The following is a 25,412-nucleotide window of genomic DNA, read 5'->3' on the forward strand; positions in this document are numbered from 1 at the left end:
TTTGGGGGCCCGGCGGGGGGGGGGGGGGGGGGGCGTGGGGGGGGGGGGGGGGGCCGGCCCCCGGGGGGGGCGGGGGGGGGGGGGGGGGGCCCGCCCCGCGCCTCCTGGCCCGCACGCCCTCGCGTCGTCAGGCCGCGCCGATGCCGTCCAGCTCCGCCACCGCGTCCGCCGGCAGGGCGAAGCCCGCCGACGCGACGTTGTCGCGCAGGTGCGCGACCGACGAGGTCCCGGGGATGAGGAGCATGTTCGGCGAGCGCTGCAGCAGCCAGGACAGCGCGACGGTGAGGCGGGTGACCCCGAGTCGGTCGGCGACGGCGTCGAGCGCCCCGGACTGGATCGGCGAGAAGCCGCCGAGCGGGAAGTACGGCACGTAGGCGATGCCCTGTGCGGCGGTGGCGTCCACGAGCGCGTCGTCCTCGCGGCGGGCCACGTTGTACATGTTCTGGACGCAGACCACGGGCGCGATCGTCTGCGCCTCGGCGAGCTGCTCCGCGTCCACCGTGGAGAGCCCGAGGTGCCGGATGAGCCCCTGCTGCTGCAGCTCGGCGAGCGCCTCGAACTGCGGTGCGATGCTGCCCGGCTCGGGCGCGTCGAAGCCGCCCATCCGGAGGTTCACCACGTCGAGCTGCTCGAGGCCGAGGGTGCGGAGGTTGTCGTGCACCTGCTCGACGAGTTCGTGGGGCTCGCGGGCGTGCGGCCACCCACCCTGGTCGTCACGTCGGGCGCCGACCTTCGTCACGAGGTGGAGCCCCTCGGGGTAGGGGTGGAGCGCCTCGCGGATGATCTCGTTCGTGACGTGCGGACCGTAGAAGTCGGACGTGTCGATGTGCGTGATGCCGAGCTCGACGACCGTGCGGAGCACCCGGATCGCCTCGTCGCGGTCGATCGGCGGGCCGAAGACCCCGGGTCCGGCGAGCTGCATGGCGCCGTACCCGACGCGGGTGAGCTCGAGGTCGTCGGCGAGGCGGTAGGTGCCGCCGGGGAGGTTCGTGTTCGTCATGTCCACCACGATGCGCCGGCCGGCGTCCCCACGGCAGGTCCCCGTGGACCCTGGGAGTGCGGGGACCAGGATCGGTGACGGCCGCCGTCGTAGCATCGGGCCCGTGGACGACAACACGCTCGGCGAGTACCTCCGCGCTCGGCGGGCGCTGGTGCGGCCGGAGGACGCCGGCATCCGGGTGACCGGGGTGCGCCGGACCCCGGGTCTCCGCCGCGAGGAGGTCGCGACCCTCGCGGGCATCAGCGCCGACTACTACCTGCGGCTCGAGCAGGGTCGGGACCGCAACCCCTCCGTGCAGGTCCTCGACGCGGTCGCACGGGTGTTCGGCCTGGACCAGGTGGCCCGCGACTACCTGCACGGGCTCGCCGGCGCCTCCCCCGCGCCGCGTCGGCGGACACCGCGGACCGAGCGGGTGCCGTCGGGCACGCTGCAGCTCGTCGACGTGATCGGGCTGCCCGCGTTCGTCGAGGACCGGTCGTTCGACGTCCTCGCCGCGAACGCCCTCGCCACCGAGCTCGCGCCCGGTCTCCGCGCAGGCGAGAACCGCCTCCGGACGATGTTCCTCGACGACGCCGAGAGCGCCCGCTACCCGGACTGGCAGGACCAGATGGCCGGGATGGTCGCCGCGTTCCGGGCGTCGATCGGCACCGACGTGCAGGACCCGGCCGTCACAGCGCTCGTGGGCGAGCTGTCCCTCGGCAGCGAGGACTTCCGGCGGCTGTGGGCGCGGCACGACGTCCGGCCGCTCGCGGGCGCGGCGGTCCGGATGTGGCACCCGGAGGTGGGCGACCTCGAGCTGCGGCGGGAGAAGCTCGGCGTCGGCGGCACGGACGGGCAGCTGCTCGTCGTGCACCACGCGGAGCCAGGCTCGGCGTCGGCGGAGCGGCTGGCCGTGCTCGCCTCGCTCGCGGCGTCGCGGGTGGCGGACCGGGTCGCGGACCGGGTCGCGGACCGACCGGCCGGGACCACCGCCGACTGACGGCGGGGCACCGCCGGCTGACGGCGGGGCGGGCTACCGCTGAGCGGGCTTCGGGAAGGTCGTCCGCATGTGGTCCGAGGTGAGCACGTCGCCGATCCCGATCATCAGCAGCGAGAACACGATCTGCTCGATCACCATCCAGAACGGGTAGAGGCCCGGGATCGCCGCGACGACGAGCGTCACGATCGGGAAGATCCGGCTGAACAACCGGAGCCGCTGGTACGCCCAGTAGTACCCGAGCTGCGCACGCCACGCGAAGACGTAGAGCGTCAGCGTGATGAGCAGCACGACCGTCGCCCGGAACCACACCGCCCACGGCACGGTCTCGCCAGCGCGGGTCAGCACCACGGCGACGACGATCGCGGTGAGGCCGACGATGGTCTCCGCGACGAGCAGCCAGCGGATCCACCGGAACGACCGCACGGTGTCGGGGTGTTCGAGCATGTCCTCGCGGATGACGTAGCCGGCCTGCCGTCCGCCCGCGAGGCGGTCCAGCCGCAGCCGGCACCACAGTCGGTCGGCGACGGCGCCGAGGTCGTTGCTGCGGAGGCTCACCAGACAATGGTGCCGCATCCGGCGGGCCGGTCGTGCACCGCGCCCGGCCTGCGGGTGGGTCAGACCGGCAGGAGCACCGCCGACGCGACGACCCGACCGCCCGGACCGCGGAGTTCGAGCGCGTGGACGGGGTCGGGGAGCCGCTCGGCCGAGGTCGCCCCCAGCACGAACGCGACGCCGCGCATGTCCGGGGTGACCGCACCGAGGTCCTCCTCGCGGCCGTCGGGGGACGTGAGGACGGCTCGCGTCGCCCCGGCGGGGAGCGCGGGGTCGCCGGCGACCGTGATCGTCAGGGTGTCCCCGTCGGTCCCGAGGATCGTCACGGTGCCGATCGACCGACCGTCCGACGCCGTCAGTGTGCCGGCGACGGGCGGGACGCGGCGCCACCAGGCCGTGGTCGACGGGTCGCCGGGGCCGTCCGCCTGCCGGGCCGACGGTTCGGGTGCCACGACGGGTGCACCGAGGGCGTTGGACGGCGTGAGCGGTCGCTCCGACCCGGCGGCGTCCACCGAGCCGGGCACCGGGGTGGACGTGCCGTCGACCGACCGTGCACCGCCGTCGCCGCGCTGCACGACCACGGCCGTGACGGCTCCGACGACGAGCAGCACGGCGACGCCCCCGGTGAGGAGCACCCGCCGTCCGCTCGCCATCGCACGCCTCAGCGCTTGCGGCGCTCGCGGACCCGCATGTTGACGTTGATCGGCGTCCCGGAGAAGCCCCAGACCTCGCGCAGACGACGCGTGATGAACCGTCGGTACTGCGGGTCGAGGAAGCCCGTGGTGAAGAGCACGAACGTCGGCGGCTGGCTCGAGGCCTGCGTGCCGAACAGGATGCGCGGCTGCTTGCCACCACGGACCGGGTGCGGGTGCTCCTGCACGAGTTCGGCGATGAAGGCGTTGACCTTGCCAGTCGGGATGCGGGTGTCCCACGACTCGAGGGCGGTCTCCAGCGCGGGGACGAGCTTCTCGAGGTGGCGTCCGGTGCGTGCGGAGATGTTCACCCGCGGCGCCCACGACACGTGCGCGAGGTCCTGTTCGATCTCGCGCTCGAGGTAGCGGCGTCGGTCGTCGTCGAGCAGGTCCCACTTGTTGTAGGCCAGCACCAGCGCGCGGCCGGACTCGAGGACGAGGTCGATGATGCGCAGGTCCTGCACGGAGATCGGCTCGGTGACGTCGAGGACGACGACGGCGACCTCGGCCTTCTCGAGCGCTGCGGTGGTGCGGAGCGAGGCGTAGAAGTCCGCGCCCTGCTGCAGGTGGACACGCTTGCGGATGCCGGCGGTGTCGACGAAGCGCCAGACGCGCCCGCCGAGCTCGATCTGCTCGTCCACCGGGTCGCGGGTCGTCCCCGAGAGCTCGTTGACGACGACGCGCTCCTCGCCGGCAGCCTTGTTGAGGAGCGAGCTCTTGCCGACGTTCGGGCGGCCGAGGATCGCGACGCGGCGGGGCCCGCCGACCTCCTGCTTGGCGACGGCCGACGTGTCGGGGAGCGTCGCGATGATGAGGTCGAGGAGGTCCGCGACGCCCCGGCCGTGCAGGGCCGACACCGGGTGCGGCTCCCCCAGGCCGAGGTTCCAGAGCTCGTACGCGTCGAGGTCGCGGCGGTCGTCGTCCGACTTGTTCGCGACGACGATCACCGGGCGGTCCGTCCCGCGCAGCATCTTCACGACGTGCTCGTCGGTGGCGGTGATCCCGACCGTGACGTCCACGACGAAGAGGACGGCGTCGGCGAGGTCGATCGCGACCTCGGCCTGCGCCGCGACCGAGGCGTTGATGCCCTTGGCGTCGGGCTCCCACCCACCGGTGTCGACGAGCGTGAACCGCTTGTCGTTCCACTCCGCCTTGTACGAGACGCGGTCGCGCGTGACACCGGGGGTGTCCTGCACGACGGCCTCGCGACGGCCGAGGATGCGGTTCACGAGCTGCGACTTGCCGACGTTCGGGCGGCCGACGATCGCGAGCACCGGGTAGGCCGGCAGGTACGTGATGCCGTCCTCGCCGAGCTGCCCGGCGTCGAGGAGGGCGACGTCCTCCTCGTCGAGCTCGTAGTCCTCGAGCCCGGCGCGGAGCGCGTTCGCCCGCTGCTCGGCCTCGGCGTCGTCGAGTCCGGCGAGCCGCTCGCCGAGGGCGTCGTCGTACTCGGGGAAGTCGTCGTGTTCGGGGGTGTCCAGCTGCGCCATGTGGGTGTCCTTGCCGGCGACCCTTCGGCCGCGTGTTGTCAGTGCGTGGCCGCGCGAGGCCCTGGTGGTCAGTGCCCGGCCGCGCGGGCCAGGTCGACGACCGCTTGCACGGTCTGGTCGAAGTCGAGGTCGGTGGAGTCGAGCGTCGTGACGCCGTCGGCGGCGTTCATGAAGTCGACGACCTTCGCGTCCGCCGCGTCGCGACGAGCGAGTGCGGCGGAGGTCTCGGCGGCCGACTGGGTCGTGACCTCAGCCGAACGCCGGGCCATTCTAACGGACTCGTCGGCGGTCAGCAGGATCCGGACCTCGGCGTCGGGGGCGACGACCGTGGTGATGTCCCGACCCTCGGTGATGATGCCCCGCCCCTCGGCCTTCCGCATCACGTTCCGGAAGAGCTGCACGAGCCGCTGGCGGACCTCGGGCAGCTTCGCGATGTGGGCCACCGCGCCCGTGACCTCGGGGGTGCGGATCGCGTCGGTCACGTCGGTGCCGTTCACCCGGACGAAGTAGTCGTCCGGGTCCGTCCCGATCTCGTAGTCGAACGAGTCCCAGCTGCCGAGGACCGCGGACGCGTCGTCGAGGTCGACCTGCTCGGCCAGCGCGTGCCAGGCGAGCGCGCGGTACGCGGCACCGGTGTCCTGGTAGCCGAAGCCGAGCGCCCGCGCCGCCGCACGGGACACGCTGGACTTGCCGCTGCCGGCGGGACCGTCCACCGCGATCACGAACTTGGCCACGAACGCACCGTCGGGCAGCCCGGCCGGGAGCGGGTCGCGCGTCGAACCGGGTTCGCCGCCGCCCTGCCCGTCGAGCCCGCCGCCGGCCCCACCGGCGCCGCCGATCGGCCCGGGCTGGTCGCCGGGCGTGGGGAGCCCGGTGTCGGGTCCGTCGGGTCCACCGGTCACGCCGGAGTCGTCGTTGTTCACGCCCATGCTGCTGCGATCCTCCATCCGCGACCCTCGAGTTCGTCGACGAGTCGCTGTTCCTGCTCGGGCAGGACCGACACCTCGACGATGCCGATCTGCGCGCCCGGTGAGTGCTCGAGGCGCATGTCCTCGAGGTTGATGCCGATCTCCCCGATGAACGTGAGGAGCGCGGCGATCTGCCCGGGGGTGTCGTCGACGAGGACGACGACCTGGGCGAAGCGCTTGGTGGTGCCGTGCTTGCCCGGCAGCCGTTCGACACCGCGGTTGCCGGCGGCGATGGTCTCGGCGAGGGCGCGCGGCGAGCCGGGGGCCGCCGGGTCGTCGAGGGCCGCGAGCACCCGGTCGAGGTCGTCGCGGAGGTCGGCGAGCACCGGGCGGATCCGCTCGGCGTTCGCGCCGATGATCTGCACCCACAGCCCCGGGTCGCTCGCGGCGATGCGGGTGACGTCACGGACCCCGCCACCGGCGAGCCCGAGCGAGCCGTCCGGGGCGTCGCGCAGCCGCGAGGCCATCAGCGTCGACACGAGCTGCGGGGCGTGCGAGACGTAGGCGACCGCGAGGTCGTGCGACTCGGGTTCCATCGGGACGACGGTCGCGCCGAGGTCGAGCGCCAGGTCCTCCACCACGGCGGCGCGCCGGTAGGTGATGTCGTCGTGCCCGGCGATCACCCACGGCTGCCCGAGGAACAGGTCGGCGCGGGCGGCAGTCGGCCCGCTGCGCTCGCGTCCGGCCATCGGGTGCGAGCCGATGTAGCGGCTGACGTCGGCGCCGGCGGCCCGCAGGCTCGTCAGCGGCCCCGACTTCACGCTCGCGACGTCGGTCACCACGGCGTCCGGGAAGGCGCGGAGCTCACGCTCGACCACGGTCGCGACGACGTCCGGCGGCACGGCCACCACGACGAGTTCCGGGGCGTCGCCGGCGGCGGGGCGTCGCCCGGCACCGTAGTCCACGGCGAGCGCGAGGGCTGCGGGCGAGACGTCGTCGAGGACGACCTCGACGCCCTTCTCCCGCAGGGCGAGCCCGATCGAGGCCCCGAGGAGCCCGGCGCCGACGATCCGCACGGGTCCCCGCAGACGCCGGTCGATCTCCGGTGCGTCGTGCTGGGTGGTGGCGTCGGTCACCGGGCAAGCCTACCGATCGCCGACGGCAGCGCCCCGCACGGGTTCCGTGCGGGGCGCAGCCGTCGAGGGGCGCGGATCGGTCAGCCGACCGGCCAGCGCGTGGTGAAGCGCAGCTCGACGGGCGCGTTCACCGTGTCGGTGACGCGCACGTGGCTCGCGCCCTCGCGGAGCGGCAGGGTCTGCTGCCACGCCCCGTACGCGTCCACCTGGAACCCGCGCACCGCGCCGTCCCGGAGGTCCACGATGCCGCCGTACGCGCCGGGCGCCGCCGTCCCACTGAACCGCACGCCCGGGTTCGTGAAGTCGGGGTCGGCGTCGACGGTGCTGCCCTCGGTCGGCGAGGTGATGCGGAGCTGGGAGCCGGTGTCGGACGCCACGGTGAAGGACACGTCGACGTCTCCGTACAGTCCGACGATCCGCGCGGTGTGCTGCCCCTGCGGGAACAGCACGTCCGGGATGGTCCACGTGCCGTCGGCCCGGACGACCGTGCTGGCGACGCGGTCGCCGCCGGGAACGCGCACGGCGAGCTGGTCGCCGGGCGAGGCGGTCCCGCTGAACGTGACGTACCCGTGGTCGGGCGAGATCGTCGCCCCGGCTTCCGGCGAGGTCACGGTGATCGGGCGCAGGTCGCTCTCGAGCCGGACGCGTTCGGTGCGCTCGTCGGCGGAACCGGGTCGCTGCACGACCGCCGCGTCGTAGCGCTGCCCGACGGTCAGCCGCAGGTCGGCACCCGCGATGCGCCAGGTGCCGTCGGGGCGCACGGTGGTGTCCGTGTGTCCGGTGTCGTCGCCGGCGGTGGGCTGGAAACGAACGACGGCACCGGGGGTGCCGGTACCGGTGATCGCCGGCTTGCTGCGTTCGGTGAAGCGCAGGGCGTCCGGGATCGTCAGCGCGAAGGGACGGTCGCCGGCGTCGCCGAACCGTGCGCTCCACTCGCCGTCCGCGTCCACGATGGTGTGCACGGTCTTCCCGCCGAGCTCGAGCGCGACCTCGGCACCGGGCTCCCCGGTGCCGACGACCTCGGACCCCGGCGTGAGGTTCCCACCCGTCGACGGCGAGAGGATCCGCACGGGCGCGCCGTAGTCCGCCGTCACGTCGTCCTGCGCGAAGACCTCGCCGTCCGAACGCTCGACGACCCGGAGGTCCTTCCGCCCGCTGGCGTCCGGCGCGCCGACCTCGACCTCGAAGTGACCGCGGGCGTCGGTCGTCGCCGTCCCGACGGCCGCACCGTCCGTCGCGCGGACCTCGATCGTCGATCCGGGCTCGGCGTCGCCCTCGACGTAGGCGGACTCGGCCGCGTCGGCCGGGAACACGACGTCGGCGTCGAGCGATGCGGCCCGGACGGCGACGGGCACGACGGTGCGCTGTCCGCCGACGCCGGCCATCTCGAGGACGACCGACGACGTCGCTGCCCGCTTCGTCCGGTCCACCGTGACGTCGATCGTCCACGTCCCGTCGCGCCCGACCACGACCGGGTCGGCCCGGCCACCCGTCACGACCCGGACCGCGGCACCGGGGTCGCCCGTCCCCGTGATGGAGGTGGTCCCGTCGACCCCGATCGGTGTGGTGTCCGACGCGGCGCTGATGCCGGCGCCGTAGGACACGGTCCCCCAGCTCCGCTCGCGGACGGTCTGCCCGGTGGACACCGTCACGAGGACGTCGAGCTCGGTGACGCCCCGGGGCGGGGAGTCGATGTGCGCTTCCCACGCACCCGTGGCGTCGGTGAACACGGTGCCCCGGACCAGGCTGGCGCCCCTGCGGTCGGTGACGAGGACGGTGCTCGACGGCGCGGTCCGGCCCCGGAGGACCGCACGGTCGTTCGGGTCGTTGGTCGTCGGGGACGTCACGTCGAACGTCGTCGGCGGGACGGCGTCCGCGAAGCCGGTCTCGATGCCGAAGTCCGCGCCGGTGGCCGAGGCGGTCGCGGCGAGTCCGGCCGTGCCGTCGACACGGGCGGTCTCGTTGCCGAGGGCGTACCCGTACGGCGAGGTGATCCGGCCGTCGGTGACCGTCCAGTTCGACGCGGCGACACCGCAGCGGTCCTTGCTGAGGCTGGCGCCGACCGTGCCGGCGGTGGTCTGGCCGAGGTATAGGCAGTACCCGAACGACGCACCACCCGCGACGATCTTGGCGAAGCCGTTGGCGTCCGGGATGAGGGAGAACGGCGTGAGTCCCGCGTCGGCTGCGGCGGCGGGACTGGCGTACGCCCGCAGCTCGGAGCGGTCGGGCGCGCCGGTCCAGGCGAGGGTGGTGCCGTCGTCACTCGGGACGGCGAGCGTGAACTCGGTCGGCAGGGGCTGGCGGGGGACGTCCGTCTGCGCGGCAGCGGCCGGCGAGGACGTGAAGGCGATCCCCGTCGCAGCAGCGGCGAGCGCGAAGGCTCCCGCTGCCGCGACGGATCGTCGGGTGAGCGTGTTCATGTGCACTTTCTGGAGTCGGACGAGGCGGCACGACTCTAGATTGTGAATATGAAATACTTCCGACTGTGATGTGCTCCTAGTCGGTGGAGTCCTCCGCGCCGTCGGCCGGCACGCCGTCGGCCGGCACGCCGTCGGCCGGCACGCCCTTGGCGTCGCGAGCGATGCGGAGGAGCTTCCCGAGCTCGACCGTCGACAGCTCCCGGGTCTTGCCGATGGGCAGCGATCCGAGGTGCAGCGGTCCGAACGAGCGCCGGACGAGCTCGAGCACCGGGTGGTCGACCTCGTCGAGCATGCGGCGCACGATCCGGTTCCGACCGGAGTGCAGCGTGATCTCGACGAGCGACTCCCCGCGGGAGGACTCCAGCAGCCGCACCTTGTCGGCCGCGATGGGCCCGTCCTCGAGGTCGACCCCGTCGAGCAGACGCTGCACGGTCCCCGGGTTCACGTTGCCCCGGACCTTCGCGATGTAGGTCTTCATCACGCCGAACGAGGGGTGCGCGAGCACGTGCGCGAGGTCGCCGTCGTTCGTCAGGACGAGCAGCCCGGACGTCTCGGTGTCGAGTCGCCCGACGTTGAAGAGCCGTTCCTCGTAGCGGTCCACGAACTCCGAGAGGTCGCGTCGACCGCGCTCGTCCTGCAGGCTCGACACGATGCCGGTCGGCTTGTTGAGGACGACGTAGCGGCGCGACGTGTCGATCTGCACGGGGACGCCGTCCACCGCGATCTCGTCGGTCTCCGGGTCGACGCGGCGGCCGAGCGCGTCGACGACCTCGCCGTTCACGGTCACGCGGCCCTCGACGATCAGGTTCTCCGCGACGCGTCGGGACGCCACGCCCGCAGCGGCGATCACCTTCTGCAGGCGCTCACCCTCTGCCTGGAGGGACGGTGCGGCCCCGCCACCCGCCGTCGCGTCCGCCGCGTCCCAGTCCGGGATGATCGGGCGCTCGGGCGTGCCCTCGAGCGGCTGGCCCTGCTGGTCGCGCGTGCCCTCGGGGCGCGGTGTGGTGCGCCGGTCGGTGCCACGCGGCCCGCCGCCCCGGGGACGGTCGCCGTTGCGCGCCGTCGTGGTGCCGCCGACGTACCGGCGGCCGTTGTGCCAGACGGTGCTCGGGCGGCCGTCGGGTGCCCGACGGTCCTCACGGGCGGGGTCGCGGCGGCGGTCGTCGTCGCGGCGCGGAGCATCGCGACGGTCGTCACGGCCGCGGTACCCACCGCGGTCGTCGCCCGTCCGGCCGGAACCCGCACGGTCGTCACGGCCGCGGTACCCACCGCGACTGTCGTCGCGGCGCGGGGCATCACGACGATCGTCACGGCCGCGGTAGCCACCGCGACTGTCGTCCCGGCGCGGAGCATCGCGACGATCGTCACGGCCGCGGTACCCACCGCGGTCGTCGCCCGTCCGGCCGGAGCCCGCACGGTCGTCACGGCCGCGGTACCCACCACGGTCGTCGTCACGGCGCGGCGCATCACGACGGTCGTCACGGCCCCGGTACCCACCACGGTCGTCGTCACGGCGGACGAAGCCCCCGCGGTCACCGCCGCGGCGGTCGTCCTCGCGGCCGACGAACCGACCGCGTTCGGCTCCGCGGTCGTCGCGGCGCGGAGCATCACGACGGTCGTCCCGGCCGCGGTACCCACCACGGTCGTCGTCGCGGCGGCCCGATCCTGCACGGTCGTCGCGGCCCCGGTACCCACCGGACGCCGGACGCTCGTCACGACCCCGGTAGCCCCCACCGGACGCCGGACGGTCATCGCGGCCCCGGTACCCACCGCCGGACGCCGGACGCTCGTCACGACCCCGGTAGCCCCCACCGGACGCCGGACGCTCGTCACGACCCCGGTACCCGCCGCCGGCACCCCGGTCGTCACGCCCGCGGGAGCCGCCACGGTCGTCGTCCCGTCGGCCGGAGGCCGGGCGCTCGTCGCGCCCGCGGTACCCACCGCGCTCGTCGCGACCCGCGCCCTCGGACCGGCCACCGGCACGGCCGGAGCCGGCGGTGCGGTCGCGTGACGCGCCTCCAGGCCGACCCGAACCGGCGCGGCCACCCGCGCCGCCCCGTGGGCCGCCTCGTCGTTCTTCCTCATACGCGGCCATCGGGGATCCCTTCGTTCTGCTCGAAGCCGTCGGCACCGTCGTCCAGGAGGGGCGAGATGAGCGGCAGCTCGTCGAGCGAGTTGATGCCGAGCTGCTGCAGCAGCAGGTCGGACGTGACGTAGTTGATGGCGCCGGTCTCGGCGTCGGTGAACGACTCCTCGATGAGGCCGCGCGCGACGAGCGTGCGGACGACGCCGTCGACGTTGACGGCGCGGATCGAGGCGATCTGCGACCGGGTGATCGGCTGCTTGTACGCGACGACCGCGAGGGTCTCGAGCGCGGCCTGCGACAGGCGGGAGGGGCGCTCGGCCTCGACGAACTGCTCGACGACGTCGTCGAGGTCCTGCCGGACGTAGAAGCGCCAGCCGCCGCCGACCTCGCGGAGTTCGAACCCGCGACGGACCGTGCCGTCGACGCCGTCGAAGTCCGCCACGAGGCGCTCGATGGCCTGTCGGACGGCGGGGACGGGCGCACCGACGGCGGCGCCGAGGGACACGAGCGACTGGGGTTCGTCGGCGATCATGAGGATCGCCTCGAGCTGTCGGTCGACGGGGATCTCCGGCCGGGCGGCACGCTCGTGCGCCTCGTGGATCTCGCGCTCGATCGCGCGGGCGTCGGCCATCTCGTCGGCGCCGCCGGGTTCGGCACTGGAGCCGTCGTGCACGTCATCCGTCATAGTCGGCTCCCAGGTCGGCGAGGCTCTCGTCGGACCAGTCGTCGGCGGTCCAGCGCAGCGTCAGCTCCCCGAGCGGTTCGAACTGTTCGAACGAGATGGACGCGTTCCGGTACAGCTCCAGGATCGCGAGGAAGCGAGCCACCACGATACCCGTCTCCGAGACACCGGCGACCAGTTCGCGGAACGAGACGTCCTCGTCGGCACGCGTGCGGAGGATCGAGACGACGATCGCGGCCTGCTCCCGGATGCTGACGAGCGGGGCGTGCAGGTGGTCGAGCCCGACCGTCGGGAGCTCGCGCGGCGCGAACGCCAGGGTGGCGAGTGCGGCGAAGTCCTGCACCGACAGGGTCCAGACGAGCTCGGGCGTCCGGGCGCGGAACCGTTCCTCGAGCCGGACGCTCCGGACGTGGCGTCGGGACTCGGTCAGCCACCGCGACCCGAACCAGTCGGCGGCCTGCTTGAACGCCCGGTACTGCAGCAGTCGGGCGAAGAGCAGGTCGCGGGCCTCGAGCAGGGCCACGTCCTCGGCGTCGACGAGCTCGCCCTGCGGCAGCAGCCCCGCGATCTTCAGGTCGAGCAGGGTCGCGGCGACGACGAGGAACTCGCTCGCCTCGTCGAGTTCGTCCTGGGACTCGGCCTGTCGCACGTACGCGATGAACTCCCCCGTCACCGCGCCGAGCGACACCTCGGTGATGTCGAGTTCGTGCTTCGTGATGAGCGAGAGGAGCAGGTCGAACGGGCCGTCGAACCCGGCGAGTCGGACCCGGAAGCCGGGCGCGGTCTGCGTGCCGGCCGGAGCGGACTGGGTGTCGGCGACGCGGTCCGGCCGCGCCGACGACTCGACAGGGGCTGCGACGCGGTCCGGCCGCACCGACGCCTCGGCAGGGTCGGCGTCAGGCGACGGCGCCACGCTCGACGAGCTCCCTGGCGAGCTGGCGGTACGCGTGCGCGGCCTGGTGGTCCGGCGCGGTCTGCGTGATCGGCCGCGCCGAGACGGTGGCGTCGGGGAACTTCACGGTGCGACCGATGACGGTGTCGAGCACGCGGTCGTCGAAGGTGTCGACGACGCGCTCCATGACCTCGCGCGAGTGCAGGGTGCGCGAGTCGTACATCGTGGCGAGGATGCCGTCGAGCTGCAGCGCCGGGTTCAAGCGGTCGCGCACCTTGTCGATCGTCTCGATGAGCAGCGCCACACCACGCAGCGCGAAGAACTCGCACTCGAGCGGGATGAGGACGCCGTGCGCCGCGGTGAGGGCGTTGACGGTGAGCAGACCGAGCGACGGCTGGCAGTCGACGAGGATCACGTCGTAGTCGTTCTGGACCTTGCGCAGCACGCTCGCGAGGATCTGCTCGCGGGCGACCTCGTTCACCAGGTGGACCTCGGCCGCGGACAGGTCGATGTTCGCGGGGATCACGTCGAGGTAGGGCGTGTTCGTCGGCTGGATGACCTGGTTCGGGTCCTTGATCGACCCCATCAGCAGGTCGTAGACGGTGGGGATGTCGTGGGTCCGCACGCCGAGACCCGCCGACAGCGCGCCCTGCGGGTCGAAGTCCACCGCGAGGACCTTGCGGCCGTACTCGGCCAGCGCCGCACCGAGGTTGATCGACGTCGTCGTCTTGCCGACGCCGCCCTTCTGGTTGCACAGCGCGATGATGCGAGCGGGACCGTGGCCGTCGAGCTCCTCGGGCACCGCGAACTGCCGGACGGGCCGTCCGGTCGGACCGTAGGTGGTCTCGCCGGTTCCGGGGCTGGTCGTCGGGTTCGTGCTCACCCCGTCATCGTACCGGCGACCGGCCGCCGGGCCTGGCCGCACCGCCGCAGGACGGGGCCAGGAGGCGCGACTCACGCTGGGCGCAGCGCCACCCGCATGCTGTCCACGCGGTCCGCGATGACGGCGTCCGCCGTCCAGCGCTGCTGCAGGCGTCCGACGAGCTCCTGCACCTGGGACTGGTCGAGACCCGGGTGCAGCGCCAGGCCCACCGTCAGCTCCGCACCGGCGAAGCGTCCGAGCGGGTCCCCCGGGCCGAGCTCGACCCGCGCCACGGCACGCTCCCCCACGACGGAGTCGGCGAAGGCCTGGGCGACCTCCGGGTCCTCGAAGCAGGGCGTCCACGGCAGGTCCTGCCCGATCGCCCACACGGCGGGACGGCGGAGCACGAACTCGGTCGGTGCCGTCGGGTCGAGGACCACGAGCTGGGTCTCCTCGCTCGCGGCGGCCATCGCGACCCGACGCGAATCGGCGGGGACCGGCCGGGCGTCGGCGTCCCAGGTCCGCATCGCCTCGACCGAGGTGAACGCGGGCATCACGCTCCGGCCGTCCGGGCCGGCGACCGTGACGATCGAGAGCTCCTGCGTCTTGTCGACGAGCTTGCCGGTGTCGGTGTGGCCGACGTCGCCGGCCTCGGCGATGAGCGGGATGAGCAGCCGCGCGGTGCGGAGCGCGTCGACCACCGCCCGCTGGGAGCCGCCGTCGGGCAGCGCCCTGATCGCGTCGACGACCGCCGGGTCGGCGAGTCCGTCGTCGTCGTCGAAGGTCGTGTCGTGCTGGTCGAACGTACGCCCGGCCCACGCGGTGCCGGCCGAGTCGGCGGCGCCGCCGGGGGTGTGGGCGTCGTCCGGGTGCCCGGTGCCGTCCGGGACCTCGGGACCGGTCCCGCGACCGTTCGAGATGCCCGACACGCCGCTACTCCGACGCGACGTCGAGGGCGGCGGGGAGCGTGAACGCCCCCGAGTAGAGCGCCTTGCCGATGATCGCGCCCTCGAGACCGTGCGGCACGAGCGCGCGCAGGGCACGCAGGTCGTCGAGCGTCGAGATCCCACCGGACGCCACCACGGGCTGGTCGGTGCGGTCGCAGACGGCCCGGAGCAGGTCGACGTTCGGCCCCTGCAGCGTGCCGTCCTTGGTGACGTCGGTGACGACGTAGCGGGCGCAGCCGGCGTCCTCGAGGCGGTCCAGGACCTCCCACAGGTCGCCGGCGTCCTCGGTCCACCCGCGGCTGGCGAGGGTCGTCCCGCGCACGTCGAGTCCGACGGCGATCTGCTCGCCGTACTGCCGGATGACGCGCGCCGCCCACTCCGGGTCCTCGAGCGCCGCGGTGCCGAGGTTCACGCGTGCCGCGCCGGTCGCGAGGGCGGCCTCGAGCGAGGCGTCGTCGCGGATGCCGCCGGACAGCTCGACCGCCACGCCCTCGACCTCGCGGACGGCGTGCGCGATCACCCTGCGGTTGTCGCCGCGGCCGAACGCCGCGTCGAGGTCGACGAGGTGGATCCACTCCGCGCCCTGGTCGCGCCACGTCCGGGCCGCCGTCACCGGGTCGCCGTAGGAGGTCTCGCTGCCGGCCTCGCCCTGCGTGAGACGCACCGCCTGGCCGTCGACGACGTCCACGGCGGGCAGCAGGACGAGGGGCGTGGTGGAGGAGAGCTCGGTCATGGTCCTGTCTTCGTTGCGGGAGCGGGCGCGGTGCGCTGGTCGGGAGGAGCGGTGCGGGTCCGTCACGGACCGCGCCGCCGGACCCGTGGCCGGGTTCAGAGCGACTGCACCCAGTTGCGGAGCAGTCGGATGCCCGGCTCGCCGGACTTCTCGGGGTGGAACTGGGTGGCGGTGAGCGGGCCGTTCTCGACGGCGGCGACGAACCGCTGCCCGTGCTCGGCCCAGGTCAGCCGGGGCGCCCGGAACGGGCCGTACGCCTCGAGCGGGAAGTCGGTCACGCCGTAGGAGTGCACGAAGTAGAAGCGCTCGTCGTGCAGGCCGTCGAACAGTACCGAGTCGGCGGGCGCGTCGACGGTGTTCCAGCCCATGTGGGGCAGGACGTCGGCCTGGATCTGCTCGACGGTGCCCGGCCACTGGCCGAGTCCCTCGACGTCGGCACCGCGCTCGATGCCGCGGGAGAACAGCACCTGCATGCCGACGCAGATGCCGAGGACCGGACGTCCGCCGGCCAGGCGGTGGTCGACGATCTCGCCGCCCTGCACACTCTCGAGCTGCTCCACGACGGCACCGAACGCCCCGACGCCCGGGACGAGCAGGCCGTCGGCGCGGAGCGCACTCTGCTTGTCGGCGGTCAGGGTGACGTCGGCGCCGGCGCGCTCGAGCGCCTTGGCGGCCGAGTGGACGTTGCCGGACCCGTAGTCGAGGACGACGACGTTCGGCTTCGCGCCCGCCGTCACAGCGAGCCCTTGGTGGACGGGATGCCGTCCACGCGGGGGTCGAGCTCCACCGCGGTGCGCATCGCCCGCGCGAACGCCTTGAACTCGGCTTCGGCGATGTGGTGCGGGTCGCGGCCCGCGAGCACGCGGACGTGCACCGTGATGCCGGCGTTGAACGTGATGGCCTCGAACACGTGGCGGACCATCGAGCCGGTGAAGTGCCCGCCGATGCGGTGGAACTCGAAGCCGGCGGGCTCGCCGGAGTGCACGAGGAACGGACGGCCCGACACGTCGACGACCGCCTGCGCGAGGGCTTCGTCGAGCGGCACCAGCGCGTCGCCGTAGCGGCCGATGCCGGCACGGTTGCCCAGGGCCTGCTTGAGCGCCTGGCCGAGCACGATGCCGGTGTCCTCGACGGTGTGGTGCACGTCGATGTGGGTGTCGCCCGTCGAACGCACGCGGAGGTCGATGAGCGAGTGCTTGCTGAACGCGGTCAGCATGTGGTCGAAGAACGGCACGCTCGTCGAGATGTCGGACGTGCCGGTGCCGTCGAGGTCGAGTTCGAGCTCGATGCTCGACTCGCTCGTGCTCCGGCTGATCGTGGCGGTGCGCGCGGTCATGCTGCAACCCTAACCGGCGGCTGATCGGCGGCGACGCGGCGCATGGCGTCGAGGAACACCGTGGTCTCCTCCTCGGTGCCGGCGCTCACGCGCAGGTGGTTCGGGATGCCGAGGTCACGGACGATCACGTCCTGCTCGAGGAGCGCCTCGAACGCGGCGTGCGGGTCTGCAACGCCCCCGAACAGGACGAAGTTCGACCAGGTCTCGTAGGTGCGGTACCCCATCGCGCCGAGCTCGGCCACCATGCGGTCGCGCTGCCGGGTGATGTCGTCCACCATCGCCAGCATCGCGGGCGCGTGCCGGAGCGCTGCGACCGCGGCCGCCTGCGTCAGGGCGGACAGGTGGTACGGCAGCCGGACGAGCCGGATCGCGTCGATGACGGCCGGGTGGGCGGCCATGTAGCCAACACGGGCCCCGGCGAACGCGAAGGCCTTGCTCATGGTGCGCGACACGACGAGGCGCTCGCGGCCGGGCAGCAGCGTCAGCGCGCTCGGAGCGTCGGCCGGCATGAACTCGGCGTAGGCCTCGTCCACCATCACGACGCCGTCGGTCGCGGCGTACGCGGCCTCGATCGTCTCGATCGGGAGCGGGGTCCCGGTCGGGTTGTTCGGCCCGCAGAGGAACACGATGTCCGGCTGGTGCTCGCGGATGGCCGCCACGACCGTCTCGGGCGAGATCCGGAACTCGTCGTCGCGCTGGGCGGGGATCCACGTCGTGCCGGTGCCCGAGGCCAGGATCGAGTGCATCGAGTAGGTCGGAGGGAACCCGAGCACGCTGCGCCCCGGCCCGCCGAACGCCTGCAGGAGCTGTTGGAGGACCTCGTTCGAGCCGTTGGCCGCCCAGATCTGTTCCGGGCCGAGCGACTGCCCCGGCGCGGTGTCTCGCTGCAGGTAGTCCGCGAGGGACTGGCGCAGCTCGGAGAACTCGCGGTCCGGGTAGCGGTTCACGGTGGTCAGCGCCTGCCGGATCGACGACACGATGTCCTCGGCGACGTCAGCCGGCACCGGATGCGTGTTCTCGTTGACGTTGAGCTGCACGCGCACGTGCTTCTGCGGTGCGCCGTACGGGCTCTGCCCGCGCAGGTCGTCTCGGATCGGGAGGTCTTCGAGCGTGAATGCCACCGATCCATCGTAGGCCGCATGGGCGGTCGGACGACCGGCCGTCCGGACGGTGGGCCGTCGCGACACTTCTGCGGCGCTCCGTGGCGGCCGGCGTCGCGTCAGTGCGCGGCGGTGTACTGCGCCGGGATCGCGATCTCCTGACCGGCCTGCAGACCGGAGCCGTCGAGGGCGTTGAGGCTCACGACGTCCTGCACGAAGTCACGCGGGTCGGCGTTCGGCGCGGTCTCTTCGGCGAGCTGCCAGAGCGTCTCGCCCGGCTGGATCGTCACGGTCTCGAAGTGGGCGTGCGACTCGGTGTTGCCGGCGGACGCCTGCCCGCCGTTCAGCACGGCGAGTGCCACACCGATCAGCATCGGGATCGCGGCGAGCGTCGTCAGGACGACCCGACCGCGACGCGTGAGGCGCAGGCGCGTACGCACGGCGGGCGCGGTGCGCTGGATGTCAGCGATGGCGATGGTGCTCATGTCGTTCTTGCCTTCCCGTTCGGGTGAACCGAAGTCCTGTACCGAACATAGTTTCGAATGACGAGCCGCACAAGTCCTGTGCGGAGATTTCTGGTGGGTTTTCTGCCGACACGCTCGAACAGGTGTTTGTCCGGCGGTGACCGGTCGGATACTGTTTCGATCGACTGGGACAAGTCAAGCGGGGACCACCGACATTCCCGCGGGCACGGCCCGGCACCGACGAAGGGCGAGACGACGTGGCGGACGAACTGCGGGGCCAGAAGCCGCTGACGGCGAAGCAGCAGGCGATCCTCGACGCGATCCGTGCGTCGATCGCGAGCCGGGGCTACCCGCCGAGCATGCGCGAGATCGGGGACGCCGCCGGCCTCTCCTCACTGTCGAGCGTCTCCCACCAGCTCGGGCAGCTCGAGCTCGGTGGGTGGATCCGTCGTGACCCGAACCGTCCGCGGGCGCTCGAGGTGCTCGTGGACGAACCGACGCCCGACACCGAGGGCCCCGACGTCGACGCGACGACCCTCGTCCCGCTGGTCGGTCGCATCGCCGCGGGTGTGCCGATCACCGCCGAGCAGCACGTCGACGAGATCGTCCCGCTCCCCCGACAGCTCGTCGGCACGGGCGACCTGTTCATGCTCAAGGTCGTGGGCGAGTCGATGATCGACGCCGCCATCTGCGACGGGGACTGGGTGGTCGTGCGATCGCAGCAGACCGCCGAGAACGGTGACATCGTCGCCGCCATGCTCGACGAGGAAGCCACCGTCAAGGTCTTCCGGCAGCGGGACGGCCACACGTGGCTGCTCCCCCGCAACACCGCGTTCGAGCCGATCCTCGGCGATGCCGCGACCGTGCTCGGCAAGGTCGTCGCGGTCCTCCGCTCCATCTGACGTCGACCGCGTCGGGCTCCGGGCACCCGGGTCGGGCAGGGTCGGCCGTGCGAGCTCAGGAACAACCGAAGCCGGTCCGAACCACGTGATGACGTGGTTCGGACCGGCTTTCGTTGTGCGGCGCCGAGCGGAACCGCTCAGCCTGCGTGGGCCCGAAGGCGGGCTTGCGCCGCGCCTCCTGGACCGCGTCAGCGCGCCGGACGGCTCAGGACGCGACGGGCGCGACCACGAAGGGGTCGAGCTCTGCGACCTGACGCTGGAACACGCGGACCTGCAGCCGGGTGCCGTCCTCGACGTAGTCGACGTGCTCGACCGCACCCGCGTCGTGCAGCGACGACACGAGGTCCCCTCGGTCGTACGGCACCACGACGGTCAGCTCGACGTCCGGCTCGGGCAGCCGCGACTCGATCGCCTCGAGCAGGTCCTGGATGCCCTCGCCCGTGCGCGCCGAGACGAACACGGCGTCCGGGACGAGGCCGACCAGGACGAGCCGCTGCGACTCGTCGATGAGGTCCGACTTGTTGAACGCCACGATCTCGGGGATGTCCCGGGCGCCCACGTCGCCGATGACGTCCCGCACGGTCGCGAGCTGCGCCGCCGGGTCCGGGTGGGAGCCGTCGACGACGTGCACGATGACGTCCGCGTCACCGACTTCTTCGAGGGTGGAGCGGAAGGCCTCGACGAGCTGGTGCGGCAGGTTGCGCACGAACCCGACCGTGTCGGCGAACGTGTACTCGCGACCCTTCGCCGAGTTGGTGCGGCGGACGGTCGAGTCCAGCGTCGCGAACAGCTGGTTCTGCACGAGGACGCCCGCGCTCGTCAGCCGGTTGAGCAGCGAGGACTTGCCGGCGTTGGTGTAGCCGGCGATCGCGACGCTCGGGACCTCGTTGCGGTTGCGCTCGGCGCGCTTGGCCTCGCGCGCGGGTCGGAACGAGGCGATCTGACGACGGAGCTTCGACATGCGCGTGTGGATGCGACGACGGTCGAGCTCGATCTTCGTCTCACCGGGACCACGCGAGCCCATGCCCGCACCGCCCGAGACCTGACCACCGGCCTGGCGGGACATCGACTCACCCCAACCACGTAGACGCGGCAGGAGGTACTCGAGCTGGGCGAGCTCGACCTGCGCCTTGCCCTCGCGGCTCTTGGCGTGCTGGCTGAAGATGTCGAGGATCACGGCCGTCCGGTCGATCACCTTGACCTTCACCACGTCCTCGAGCGCACGACGCTGGGACGGTGCGAGTTCGGTGTCCGCGATGACCGTGTCCGCGCCGGTCGCCTTGACGACCATCGCGAGCTCCTCCGCCTTGCCCTTGCCGAGGTAGGTGGAGGGGTCGGGGTTCGGGCGCCGCTGCAGCAGGCCGTCGAGCACCACGGCACCCGCGGTCTCGGCGAGGGCGGCGAGTTCGCGGAGCGAGTTCTCGGCGTCGGCGGCGTCCCCGTGCGGGTACACACCGATCAGGACGACCTGCTCGAGCCGGAGCTGCCGGTACTCGACCTCGGTGACGTCCTCGAGTTCGGTGGAGAGCCCGGCGACGCGGCGGAGCGCCGCACGGTCTTCGCGGTCGTACTGGTCGCCGTCGCCCGTCCAGGCGTGGTCGTCGACCGATCGGGTCTGGATCGCCTGCGCGGGGGCGAAGATCGAGGAACTCGCGCGGGAGTCGGCGTTGCGCAGGACCCGCTCGACGACACCAGCAGCGTTGTCGTCGGTGGTCTCTGCGTCTCGGTTCGTGGTGTCCGTCATCTTCTCCACAGGGTACCGCTCGGGGCCTCGGGACACACGGGGTTCCCGGTACGGTTCATCCATGGCGAACGACCACTACTTCTCCGCGAACCCGTCGTCGGACACCCGCGAACGCCAGATCCACGTCACCCTCGCCGGTCGGCCGCTCACGCTGACCACCGCTGCGGGGGTCTTCAGCCCCGACGGCCTCGACCGCGGGACCCGGGTGCTGCTCGGCTCCGTGCCGCCCCCGGCGCACGACGGCGCCCTGCTCGACGTCGGGTGCGGCTGGGGCCCGATCGCGATCACGATGGCGCTCGACTCCCCCGGTGCCGAGGTGTGGGGCGTCGACGTCAACGAGCGTGTCCTGGGGCTCGCCCGGGCGAACGCCGCGACCGCGGGGCTCGACAACGTCACCGTCGCCCTGCCGGACGAGGTGCCCGCCGACCTGCGGTTCCGGACGATCTGGTCGAACCCGCCCATCCGGGTCGGCAAGGACGAGCTGCACCAGATCCTGTTGACGTGGTTGCCCCGGCTCGAGGTCGGGGGCGACGCCTGGCTGGTCGTGTCGAAGGACCTCGGCGGCGACTCGCTGCAGCGGTGGTTGCACGACACGCTCGACGGTGGGTTCCACGTGTCGCGGGCGTCGACGGACAAGGGGTTCCGGGTGCTGCGGGTGCACCGCGCGGCCGAGTAGGCCGGGGGCGGTCCACGGCGAACGGGGCACTCGGGCGCTCCGGGCTCTCCGGGCGCGCCGGGCGCTCCGGGCGCTCCGGGCGATCGGTCCGGATGGAACCACGGTTCCGACATCGAACCAGCGCGAGCGGGTGGCGCGATGTCGGGAACGTGGTTCGATGCCCCCGCGGCCGGGCAGCGCGACCCGCGCGCCGCAGTCGACCAGCGCGACCAGCGCGCCGCAGCGGCCAGCGCGGCCCGCGCGCCGCAGTCGGCCAGCGCGACCGGCATCGGCGAGCCGAGCCGCGCCTCCTGGCCGGAGCCCAGCCGGGGTCAGACCGTCAGGTCCCCCGAGAAGACGAGTTCCGCCGGACCGGAGAGCGCGACGTGCTCGCCGTCCTCCGCCGCGAAGATGCGCACCGTCACGACGCCGCCGGGAACGCGCACGCGCCAGGTGTCCGGCGCCCCGTTGCCCGCCCAGTACCGCGTCGCCAGGGCCGCAGCCACCGCACCGGTGCCGCACGACAGGGTCTCGCCGCTGCCGCGCTCGTGGACGCGCATCGTGATCTGTCCCACCCCGTCCTGCACGAGCGGGTCGCCGGGCAGCACGAACTCGACGTTCGCGCCGGCCGCGGGGACCGGATCGAGCACCGGCACGTACGTGAGGTCGACCTCGGCGAGTTCGTCCTCGGTCGCGACAGCGACCACCACGTGGGGGTTGCCGACGTCGATGCCGAGCCCGGGGCGTGCTCCGTCGAGGTTCTTCGCCCGCACGAGCACGTCGTCCGAGCCGCCGCCCTCGATGCCGAGGCCCCAGCGCCCGAGGTCGGCGGAGAAGCCGTTGGTCGTCCGCTGGATGTCGACGAGTCCCTTGCGGCTGCCGACGGTCAGCGTCTCGCCGGGGGCGAGGTCGACGAGCCCGGACTCGGTGAGGTACCGCGCGAACACGCGGATGCCGTTGCCGCACATCTCGGCGACCGTGCCGTCGGCGTTGTGGTAGTCCATGAACCACGTCGCCGCGGGGTCTTCGGCGACGAGCGCGCGCCCCTCGGGCAGTGACTCGGACCGGACGGCGCGGATGACTCCGTCGCCCCCCACACCGAACCGGCGGTCCGCGATGGCGCGGATCCGCTCGGGGGTCAGGTCGACCGACGCGTCGGGGTCGGCGAACAGGACGAAGTCGTTGCCGGTCCCCTGGCCCTTGGTGAAGTGCAGCTCGGTCACGGGACGATCCTACGGGCAGCCGCCGTCAGCGCAGCCCGGTCCGCGCCGGTCACGTCGAGGACCTCGGCGTCCGTGTACCGCCGGAACCACGACACCTGCCGTCGGGCGTACTTCCGGGTCGCGACGCCGGTCGCCTCGATCGCCTGATCGACGGACGCGTCGCCGCGCAGCACCTCGAGCGCCTGCGAGTACCCGATCGCCGCCCGCGCGGTCCGCCCCGACTCGAGTCCGCGCTCGCGGAGGCCCTCGACCTCGTCGACCAGCCCCGCGGCGAACATGCACGCCGCGCGCTCGTGGAGCGCGTCGACGAGCTCGGCGCGTTCACGGTGCAGGCGCAGGATGCGCGCGGGTCGCCAGGCGCGGGGCGCGGACGGGAGGCTCGGGGTCACGACCTCGGACCGGCTCGCGATCTCGAGTGCGCGGATCAACCGCCGCGGGTTGCGCGCGTCGATGGTCGCCGCCGCCGACGGGTCGAGGCCGCGGAGCCGCTCCAGCAGGATGCCCGGGCCGCGTTCCTCGTGCTCGCGCTCGAGCCGTGCCCGCAACTCGGGGTCGGTCCCCGGGAAGGCCAGGTCGAACAGCACCGCGGACACGTAGAGCCCGCTCCCGCCGACGAGCAGGGCGACGGCCCCGCGGCGGTGGATCGCCTCGATCTCTGCCCGGGCGTCGCGCTGGTACGCGGCCACACTGGCCTCGTCGGTGACGTCCAGGACGTCGAGCTGGTGGTGCGGGATGCCCCGGCGCTCCTCGAGCCCGACTTTCGCGGTGCCGATGTCCATACCCCGGTAGAGCTGCATGGCGTCGGCGTTGACGATCTCGGCCGGTCGGCCTGCGGCGTGGAGGCGTTCGGCGATGGCGATGCCGAGGTCGGACTTGCCGGTGCCGGTCGCCCCGACGACCGCGATCAGATCGGCGTCGGCTGCGCGCGCGGCGTCGGCAGCGCTCACGGCGTCGGCAGCGCGCGCGGGGTCGGCGGGTCGCGCGGGGTCGGCGGGGCGCGCGGGGTCGGCTGCGCGCGCGGGGTCGGCTGCGCGCGCGGGGTCGGCGGGTCGCGCGGGGTCGGCGGGGCGCGCGAGGTCGGCGCGCTCCTCGTCAGCGCCCGACACGGAGCGTGGGCAGGCCGAGCGAGACCGGCCGCGGAACGTCCGTGGCGCCGGCCGTGGTCGGCGTCGGCACCCCGCAGCTCTCGGCCTGGGCCCGGTCCCACGCATCGCCGGCGCGGGTGCGACGGATCCGCAGCGGCGCGTCGCCGTCGGCGAGGAGGAAGTGCGGCGCCGACCGCGTGACCTCGACCGTGACGACGTCGCCGGGCCGGGGCACGTCGGAGCCGTCCGGCACCGAGAAGTGCACGAGCCGCGAGTCCTCGGCGCGTCCGGACAGCCGCCGGGTCGCGTCGTCCTTCTTGCCCTCGCCCGCCGCGACGAGCACCTCGACCGTGCGGCCGACCTGCTTCGCGTTCTCCTCGGCGGTGATGTGCTCCTGCAGGGCGACGAGGCGCTCGTAGCGCTCCTGCACGACGTCCTTCGGCAGCTGCTCGTCCATCGTCGCCGCGGGGGTTCCCGGACGGATCGAGTACTGGAACGTGAACGCCGACGCGAAGCGCGACTGCTCGACGACGCGCAGGGTGTCCTCGAAGTCGGCGTCGGTCTCACCGGGGAACCCGACGATGATGTCGGTCGAGATCGCCGCGTGCGGGATCTTCGCCCGGACTCGGTCGAGGATGCCGAGGAACCGCTCGCTCCGGTAGCTGCGGCGCATCGCCTTGAGGACGCGGTCCGAGCCGGACTGCAACGGCATGTGCAGCTGCGGCATCACGTTCGGCGTCTCTGCCATGGCGTCGATGACGTCGTCCGTGAAGGCGGCCGGGTGCGGGCTCGTGAACCGGATCCGCTCGAGGCCGTCGATCTGCCCGGCGGCGCGCAGGAGCTTGCCGAACGCCTGGCGGTCCCCGAACTCGACCCCGTAGGAGTTCACGTTCTGACCGAGCAGTGTCACCTCGATCGCCCCGTCGTCGACGAGCGCCTGGATCTCGGCGAGCACGTCACCCGGGCGGCGGTCCTTCTCCTTGCCGCGGAGTGACGGCACGATGCAGAACGTGCACGTGTTGTTGCAGCCGACCGAGATCGACACCCATCCGCTGTGCGTGGAGTCGCGCTTCGTCGGCAGGGTGGACGGGAAGACGTCGAGCGACTCGAGGATCTCGATCTGCGCCTCGTCGTTGTGCCGGGCACGTTCGAGCAGGGTGGGCAGCGAGCCCATGTTGTGCGTGCCGAAGACGACGTCGACCCACGGCGCCTTCTCGAGGATGACGTTCTTGTCCTTCTGCGCCAGGCACCCGCCGACCGCGATCTGCATGCCGGGGTGCTCGCGCTTGATGCCCGCGAGCTGCCCGAGGTTGCCGTACAGCCGGTTGTCGGCGTTCTCGCGCACGGCGCACGTGTTGATGACGACGACGTCCGCCTGCTCGCCGTCGGCCGCGACGTAGCCGGCGGCCTGCAGTGACCCGCTCAACCGCTCGGAGTCGTGCACGTTCATCTGGCACCCGTAGGTGCGGACTTGGTAGGTGCGGGGGCGCGCTGCGACGGTGGCCATGGTCGTCCCAGTGTAAA

General features: G+C 72.9%; 25 protein-coding genes. 4 read left to right on the forward strand and 21 right to left on the reverse strand.

The features are described 5' to 3' along the window. Positions 1 to 127 precede the first annotated feature (127 nt). Entirely contained in the window at positions 128 to 1,000 is an 873-nt protein-coding gene (locus ACIQUC_RS04730; protein WP_402263865.1) for an oxidoreductase, read from the reverse strand. A gap of 103 nt (positions 1,001 to 1,103) precedes the next feature. Between ACIQUC_RS04730 and ACIQUC_RS04735 the strand changes: the two genes are divergently transcribed. Continuing rightward, positions 1,104 to 1,979: a helix-turn-helix domain-containing protein gene (locus ACIQUC_RS04735; RefSeq protein ID WP_402263868.1), complete on the forward strand. Its 876-nt coding sequence runs from the start codon at positions 1,104 to 1,106 to the stop codon at positions 1,977 to 1,979. Between the two features lie 33 nt (positions 1,980 to 2,012). Here ACIQUC_RS04735 and ACIQUC_RS04740 read toward each other — a convergent pair whose 3' ends face one another. The 7 genes from ACIQUC_RS04740 to ACIQUC_RS04770 form a co-directional block, all read right to left on the reverse strand. After that, positions 2,013 to 2,534 (reverse strand): hypothetical protein, encoded by a 522-nt coding sequence (locus ACIQUC_RS04740; protein ID WP_402263871.1) that lies wholly within the window; start codon positions 2,532 to 2,534, stop codon positions 2,013 to 2,015. A 59-nt stretch (positions 2,535 to 2,593) separates the two neighbouring features. After that, the gene (locus ACIQUC_RS04745; protein WP_402263874.1) at positions 2,594 to 3,184 is read right to left on the reverse strand and encodes a hypothetical protein; all 591 of its coding nucleotides are present in this window, start codon (positions 3,182 to 3,184) and stop codon (positions 2,594 to 2,596) included. An 8-nt stretch (positions 3,185 to 3,192) separates the two neighbouring features. Beyond that, a complete protein-coding gene (gene der, locus ACIQUC_RS04750; RefSeq protein ID WP_402263876.1) occupies positions 3,193 to 4,713 on the reverse strand; it encodes a ribosome biogenesis GTPase Der in 1,521 nt (506 codons plus the stop codon). Between the two features lie 68 nt (positions 4,714 to 4,781). Beyond that, the gene (cmk, locus tag ACIQUC_RS04755) at positions 4,782 to 5,447 is read right to left on the reverse strand and encodes a (d)CMP kinase (protein ID WP_402265652.1); all 666 of its coding nucleotides are present in this window, start codon (positions 5,445 to 5,447) and stop codon (positions 4,782 to 4,784) included. Between the two features lie 185 nt (positions 5,448 to 5,632). Then, positions 5,633 to 6,757, reverse strand: coding sequence for a prephenate dehydrogenase (locus ACIQUC_RS04760; RefSeq protein WP_402263879.1), 1,125 nt, complete (start codon positions 6,755 to 6,757; stop codon positions 5,633 to 5,635). A gap of 80 nt (positions 6,758 to 6,837) precedes the next feature. Further along, positions 6,838 to 9,177, reverse strand: a complete 2,340-nt coding sequence (locus ACIQUC_RS04765) for an Ig-like domain-containing protein (RefSeq protein WP_402263882.1) — start codon at positions 9,175 to 9,177, stop codon at positions 6,838 to 6,840. Positions 9,178 to 9,253: 76 nt separating this feature from the next. Next, complete coding sequence (locus tag ACIQUC_RS04770) at positions 9,254 to 10,036, reverse strand: pseudouridine synthase (RefSeq protein ID WP_402265655.1); 783 nt, start codon at positions 10,034 to 10,036, stop codon at positions 9,254 to 9,256. Between the two features lie 234 nt (positions 10,037 to 10,270). On the opposite strand from ACIQUC_RS04770, the gene ACIQUC_RS04775 reads away from it, so the two are divergent. Next, a complete protein-coding gene (locus tag ACIQUC_RS04775; RefSeq protein ID WP_402265729.1) occupies positions 10,271 to 11,188 on the forward strand; it encodes a hypothetical protein in 918 nt (305 codons plus the stop codon). 70 nt (positions 11,189 to 11,258) lie between these two features. Here ACIQUC_RS04775 and scpB read toward each other — a convergent pair whose 3' ends face one another. The 9 genes from scpB to ACIQUC_RS04820 all read right to left on the reverse strand — a co-directional run bounded on the left by scpB (position 11,259) and on the right by ACIQUC_RS04820 (position 18,300). Continuing rightward, entirely contained in the window at positions 11,259 to 11,948 is a 690-nt protein-coding gene (gene scpB / locus ACIQUC_RS04780; RefSeq protein ID WP_402263885.1) for an SMC-Scp complex subunit ScpB, read from the reverse strand. Next, a complete protein-coding gene (locus tag ACIQUC_RS04785) occupies positions 11,938 to 12,858 on the reverse strand; it encodes a segregation and condensation protein A (RefSeq protein WP_402263887.1) in 921 nt (306 codons plus the stop codon). The genes scpB and ACIQUC_RS04785 overlap by 11 nt, the downstream gene beginning before the upstream one ends. Further along, the gene (locus ACIQUC_RS04790) at positions 12,842 to 13,720 is read right to left on the reverse strand and encodes a ParA family protein (RefSeq protein ID WP_402263890.1); all 879 of its coding nucleotides are present in this window, start codon (positions 13,718 to 13,720) and stop codon (positions 12,842 to 12,844) included. Before ACIQUC_RS04790 ends, ACIQUC_RS04785 begins: the two co-directional genes overlap by 17 nt. A 71-nt stretch (positions 13,721 to 13,791) precedes the next feature. Then, entirely contained in the window at positions 13,792 to 14,628 is an 837-nt protein-coding gene (locus tag ACIQUC_RS04795) for an SseB family protein (protein WP_402263893.1), read from the reverse strand. A gap of 4 nt (positions 14,629 to 14,632) precedes the next feature. Further along, a complete protein-coding gene (priA, locus tag ACIQUC_RS04800; protein ID WP_402263895.1) occupies positions 14,633 to 15,379 on the reverse strand; it encodes a bifunctional 1-(5-phosphoribosyl)-5-((5-phosphoribosylamino)methylideneamino)imidazole-4-carboxamide isomerase/phosphoribosylanthranilate isomerase PriA in 747 nt (248 codons plus the stop codon). Positions 15,380 to 15,474: 95 nt separating this feature from the next. Beyond that, positions 15,475 to 16,116 (reverse strand): imidazole glycerol phosphate synthase subunit HisH, encoded by a 642-nt coding sequence (gene hisH, locus ACIQUC_RS04805; RefSeq protein ID WP_402263898.1) that lies wholly within the window; start codon positions 16,114 to 16,116, stop codon positions 15,475 to 15,477. After that, positions 16,113 to 16,715: an imidazoleglycerol-phosphate dehydratase HisB gene (gene hisB / locus ACIQUC_RS04810; protein WP_402263900.1), complete on the reverse strand. Its 603-nt coding sequence runs from the start codon at positions 16,713 to 16,715 to the stop codon at positions 16,113 to 16,115. Before hisB ends, hisH begins: the two co-directional genes overlap by 4 nt. Next, complete coding sequence (locus ACIQUC_RS04815; protein WP_402263906.1) at positions 16,712 to 17,836, reverse strand: histidinol-phosphate transaminase; 1,125 nt, start codon at positions 17,834 to 17,836, stop codon at positions 16,712 to 16,714. Before ACIQUC_RS04815 ends, hisB begins: the two co-directional genes overlap by 4 nt. 98 nt (positions 17,837 to 17,934) lie before the next feature. Then, a complete protein-coding gene (locus ACIQUC_RS04820; protein WP_402263908.1) occupies positions 17,935 to 18,300 on the reverse strand; it encodes a LysM peptidoglycan-binding domain-containing protein in 366 nt (121 codons plus the stop codon). Between the two features lie 236 nt (positions 18,301 to 18,536). On the opposite strand from ACIQUC_RS04820, the gene lexA reads away from it, so the two are divergent. Further along, complete coding sequence (lexA, locus tag ACIQUC_RS04825; RefSeq protein WP_022907347.1) at positions 18,537 to 19,181, forward strand: transcriptional repressor LexA; 645 nt, start codon at positions 18,537 to 18,539, stop codon at positions 19,179 to 19,181. Positions 19,182 to 19,386: 205 nt separating this feature from the next. On the opposite strand, the gene hflX is transcribed toward lexA, so the two are convergent. Further along, complete coding sequence (gene hflX / locus ACIQUC_RS04830) at positions 19,387 to 20,925, reverse strand: GTPase HflX (protein ID WP_402263912.1); 1,539 nt, start codon at positions 20,923 to 20,925, stop codon at positions 19,387 to 19,389. A 61-nt stretch (positions 20,926 to 20,986) separates the two neighbouring features. On the opposite strand from hflX, the gene ACIQUC_RS04835 reads away from it, so the two are divergent. Continuing rightward, complete coding sequence (locus ACIQUC_RS04835) at positions 20,987 to 21,601, forward strand: class I SAM-dependent methyltransferase (RefSeq protein ID WP_402263915.1); 615 nt, start codon at positions 20,987 to 20,989, stop codon at positions 21,599 to 21,601. A gap of 311 nt (positions 21,602 to 21,912) precedes the next feature. Here the strand turns inward: ACIQUC_RS04835 and dapF are convergent, their stop codons facing one another. From dapF to miaB, 3 genes are all read right to left on the reverse strand, one after another. Further along, positions 21,913 to 22,803: a diaminopimelate epimerase gene (gene dapF, locus ACIQUC_RS04840; protein WP_402263918.1), complete on the reverse strand. Its 891-nt coding sequence runs from the start codon at positions 22,801 to 22,803 to the stop codon at positions 21,913 to 21,915. Further along, a complete protein-coding gene (gene miaA / locus ACIQUC_RS04845) occupies positions 22,800 to 23,750 on the reverse strand; it encodes a tRNA (adenosine(37)-N6)-dimethylallyltransferase MiaA (protein ID WP_402265658.1) in 951 nt (316 codons plus the stop codon). The genes dapF and miaA overlap by 4 nt, the downstream gene beginning before the upstream one ends. A 145-nt stretch (positions 23,751 to 23,895) precedes the next feature. Further along, positions 23,896 to 25,395: a tRNA (N6-isopentenyl adenosine(37)-C2)-methylthiotransferase MiaB gene (gene miaB, locus ACIQUC_RS04850; protein ID WP_402263921.1), complete on the reverse strand. Its 1,500-nt coding sequence runs from the start codon at positions 25,393 to 25,395 to the stop codon at positions 23,896 to 23,898. Positions 25,396 to 25,412 lie beyond the last annotated feature (17 nt).

Origin of the sequence: Curtobacterium sp. NPDC098951 (assembly GCF_044759965.1) — a bacterium.
Lineage (GTDB): Bacteria > Actinomycetota > Actinomycetes > Actinomycetales > Microbacteriaceae > Curtobacterium.

What these genes read in the sequence shown, in the direction of transcription:
- ACIQUC_RS04820 (WP_402263908.1), bottom strand. Translation starts at nt 18,300, where the DNA reads ATGAGCACCATCGCCATCGCTGACATCCAGCGCACCGCGCCCGCCGTG.
- ACIQUC_RS04835 (WP_402263915.1), top strand. Translation starts at nt 20,987, where the DNA reads ATGGCGAACGACCACTACTTCTCCGCGAACCCGTCGTCGGACACCCGC.
- miaB (WP_402263921.1), bottom strand. Translation starts at nt 25,395, where the DNA reads ATGGCCACCGTCGCAGCGCGCCCCCGCACCTACCAAGTCCGCACCTAC.
- ACIQUC_RS04745 (WP_402263874.1), bottom strand. Translation starts at nt 3,184, where the DNA reads ATGGCGAGCGGACGGCGGGTGCTCCTCACCGGGGGCGTCGCCGTGCTG.
- priA (WP_402263895.1), bottom strand. Translation starts at nt 15,379, where the DNA reads ATGACCGAGCTCTCCTCCACCACGCCCCTCGTCCTGCTGCCCGCCGTG.
- ACIQUC_RS04765 (WP_402263882.1), bottom strand. Translation starts at nt 9,177, where the DNA reads ATGAACACGCTCACCCGACGATCCGTCGCGGCAGCGGGAGCCTTCGCG.
- ACIQUC_RS04730 (WP_402263865.1), bottom strand. Translation starts at nt 1,000, where the DNA reads ATGACGAACACGAACCTCCCCGGCGGCACCTACCGCCTCGCCGACGAC.
- scpB (WP_402263885.1), bottom strand. Translation starts at nt 11,948, where the DNA reads ATGACGGATGACGTGCACGACGGCTCCAGTGCCGAACCCGGCGGCGCC.
- hflX (WP_402263912.1), bottom strand. Translation starts at nt 20,925, where the DNA reads ATGACGGACACCACGAACCGAGACGCAGAGACCACCGACGACAACGCT.
- der (WP_402263876.1), bottom strand. Translation starts at nt 4,713, where the DNA reads ATGGCGCAGCTGGACACCCCCGAACACGACGACTTCCCCGAGTACGAC.
- hisB (WP_402263900.1), bottom strand. Translation starts at nt 16,715, where the DNA reads ATGACCGCGCGCACCGCCACGATCAGCCGGAGCACGAGCGAGTCGAGC.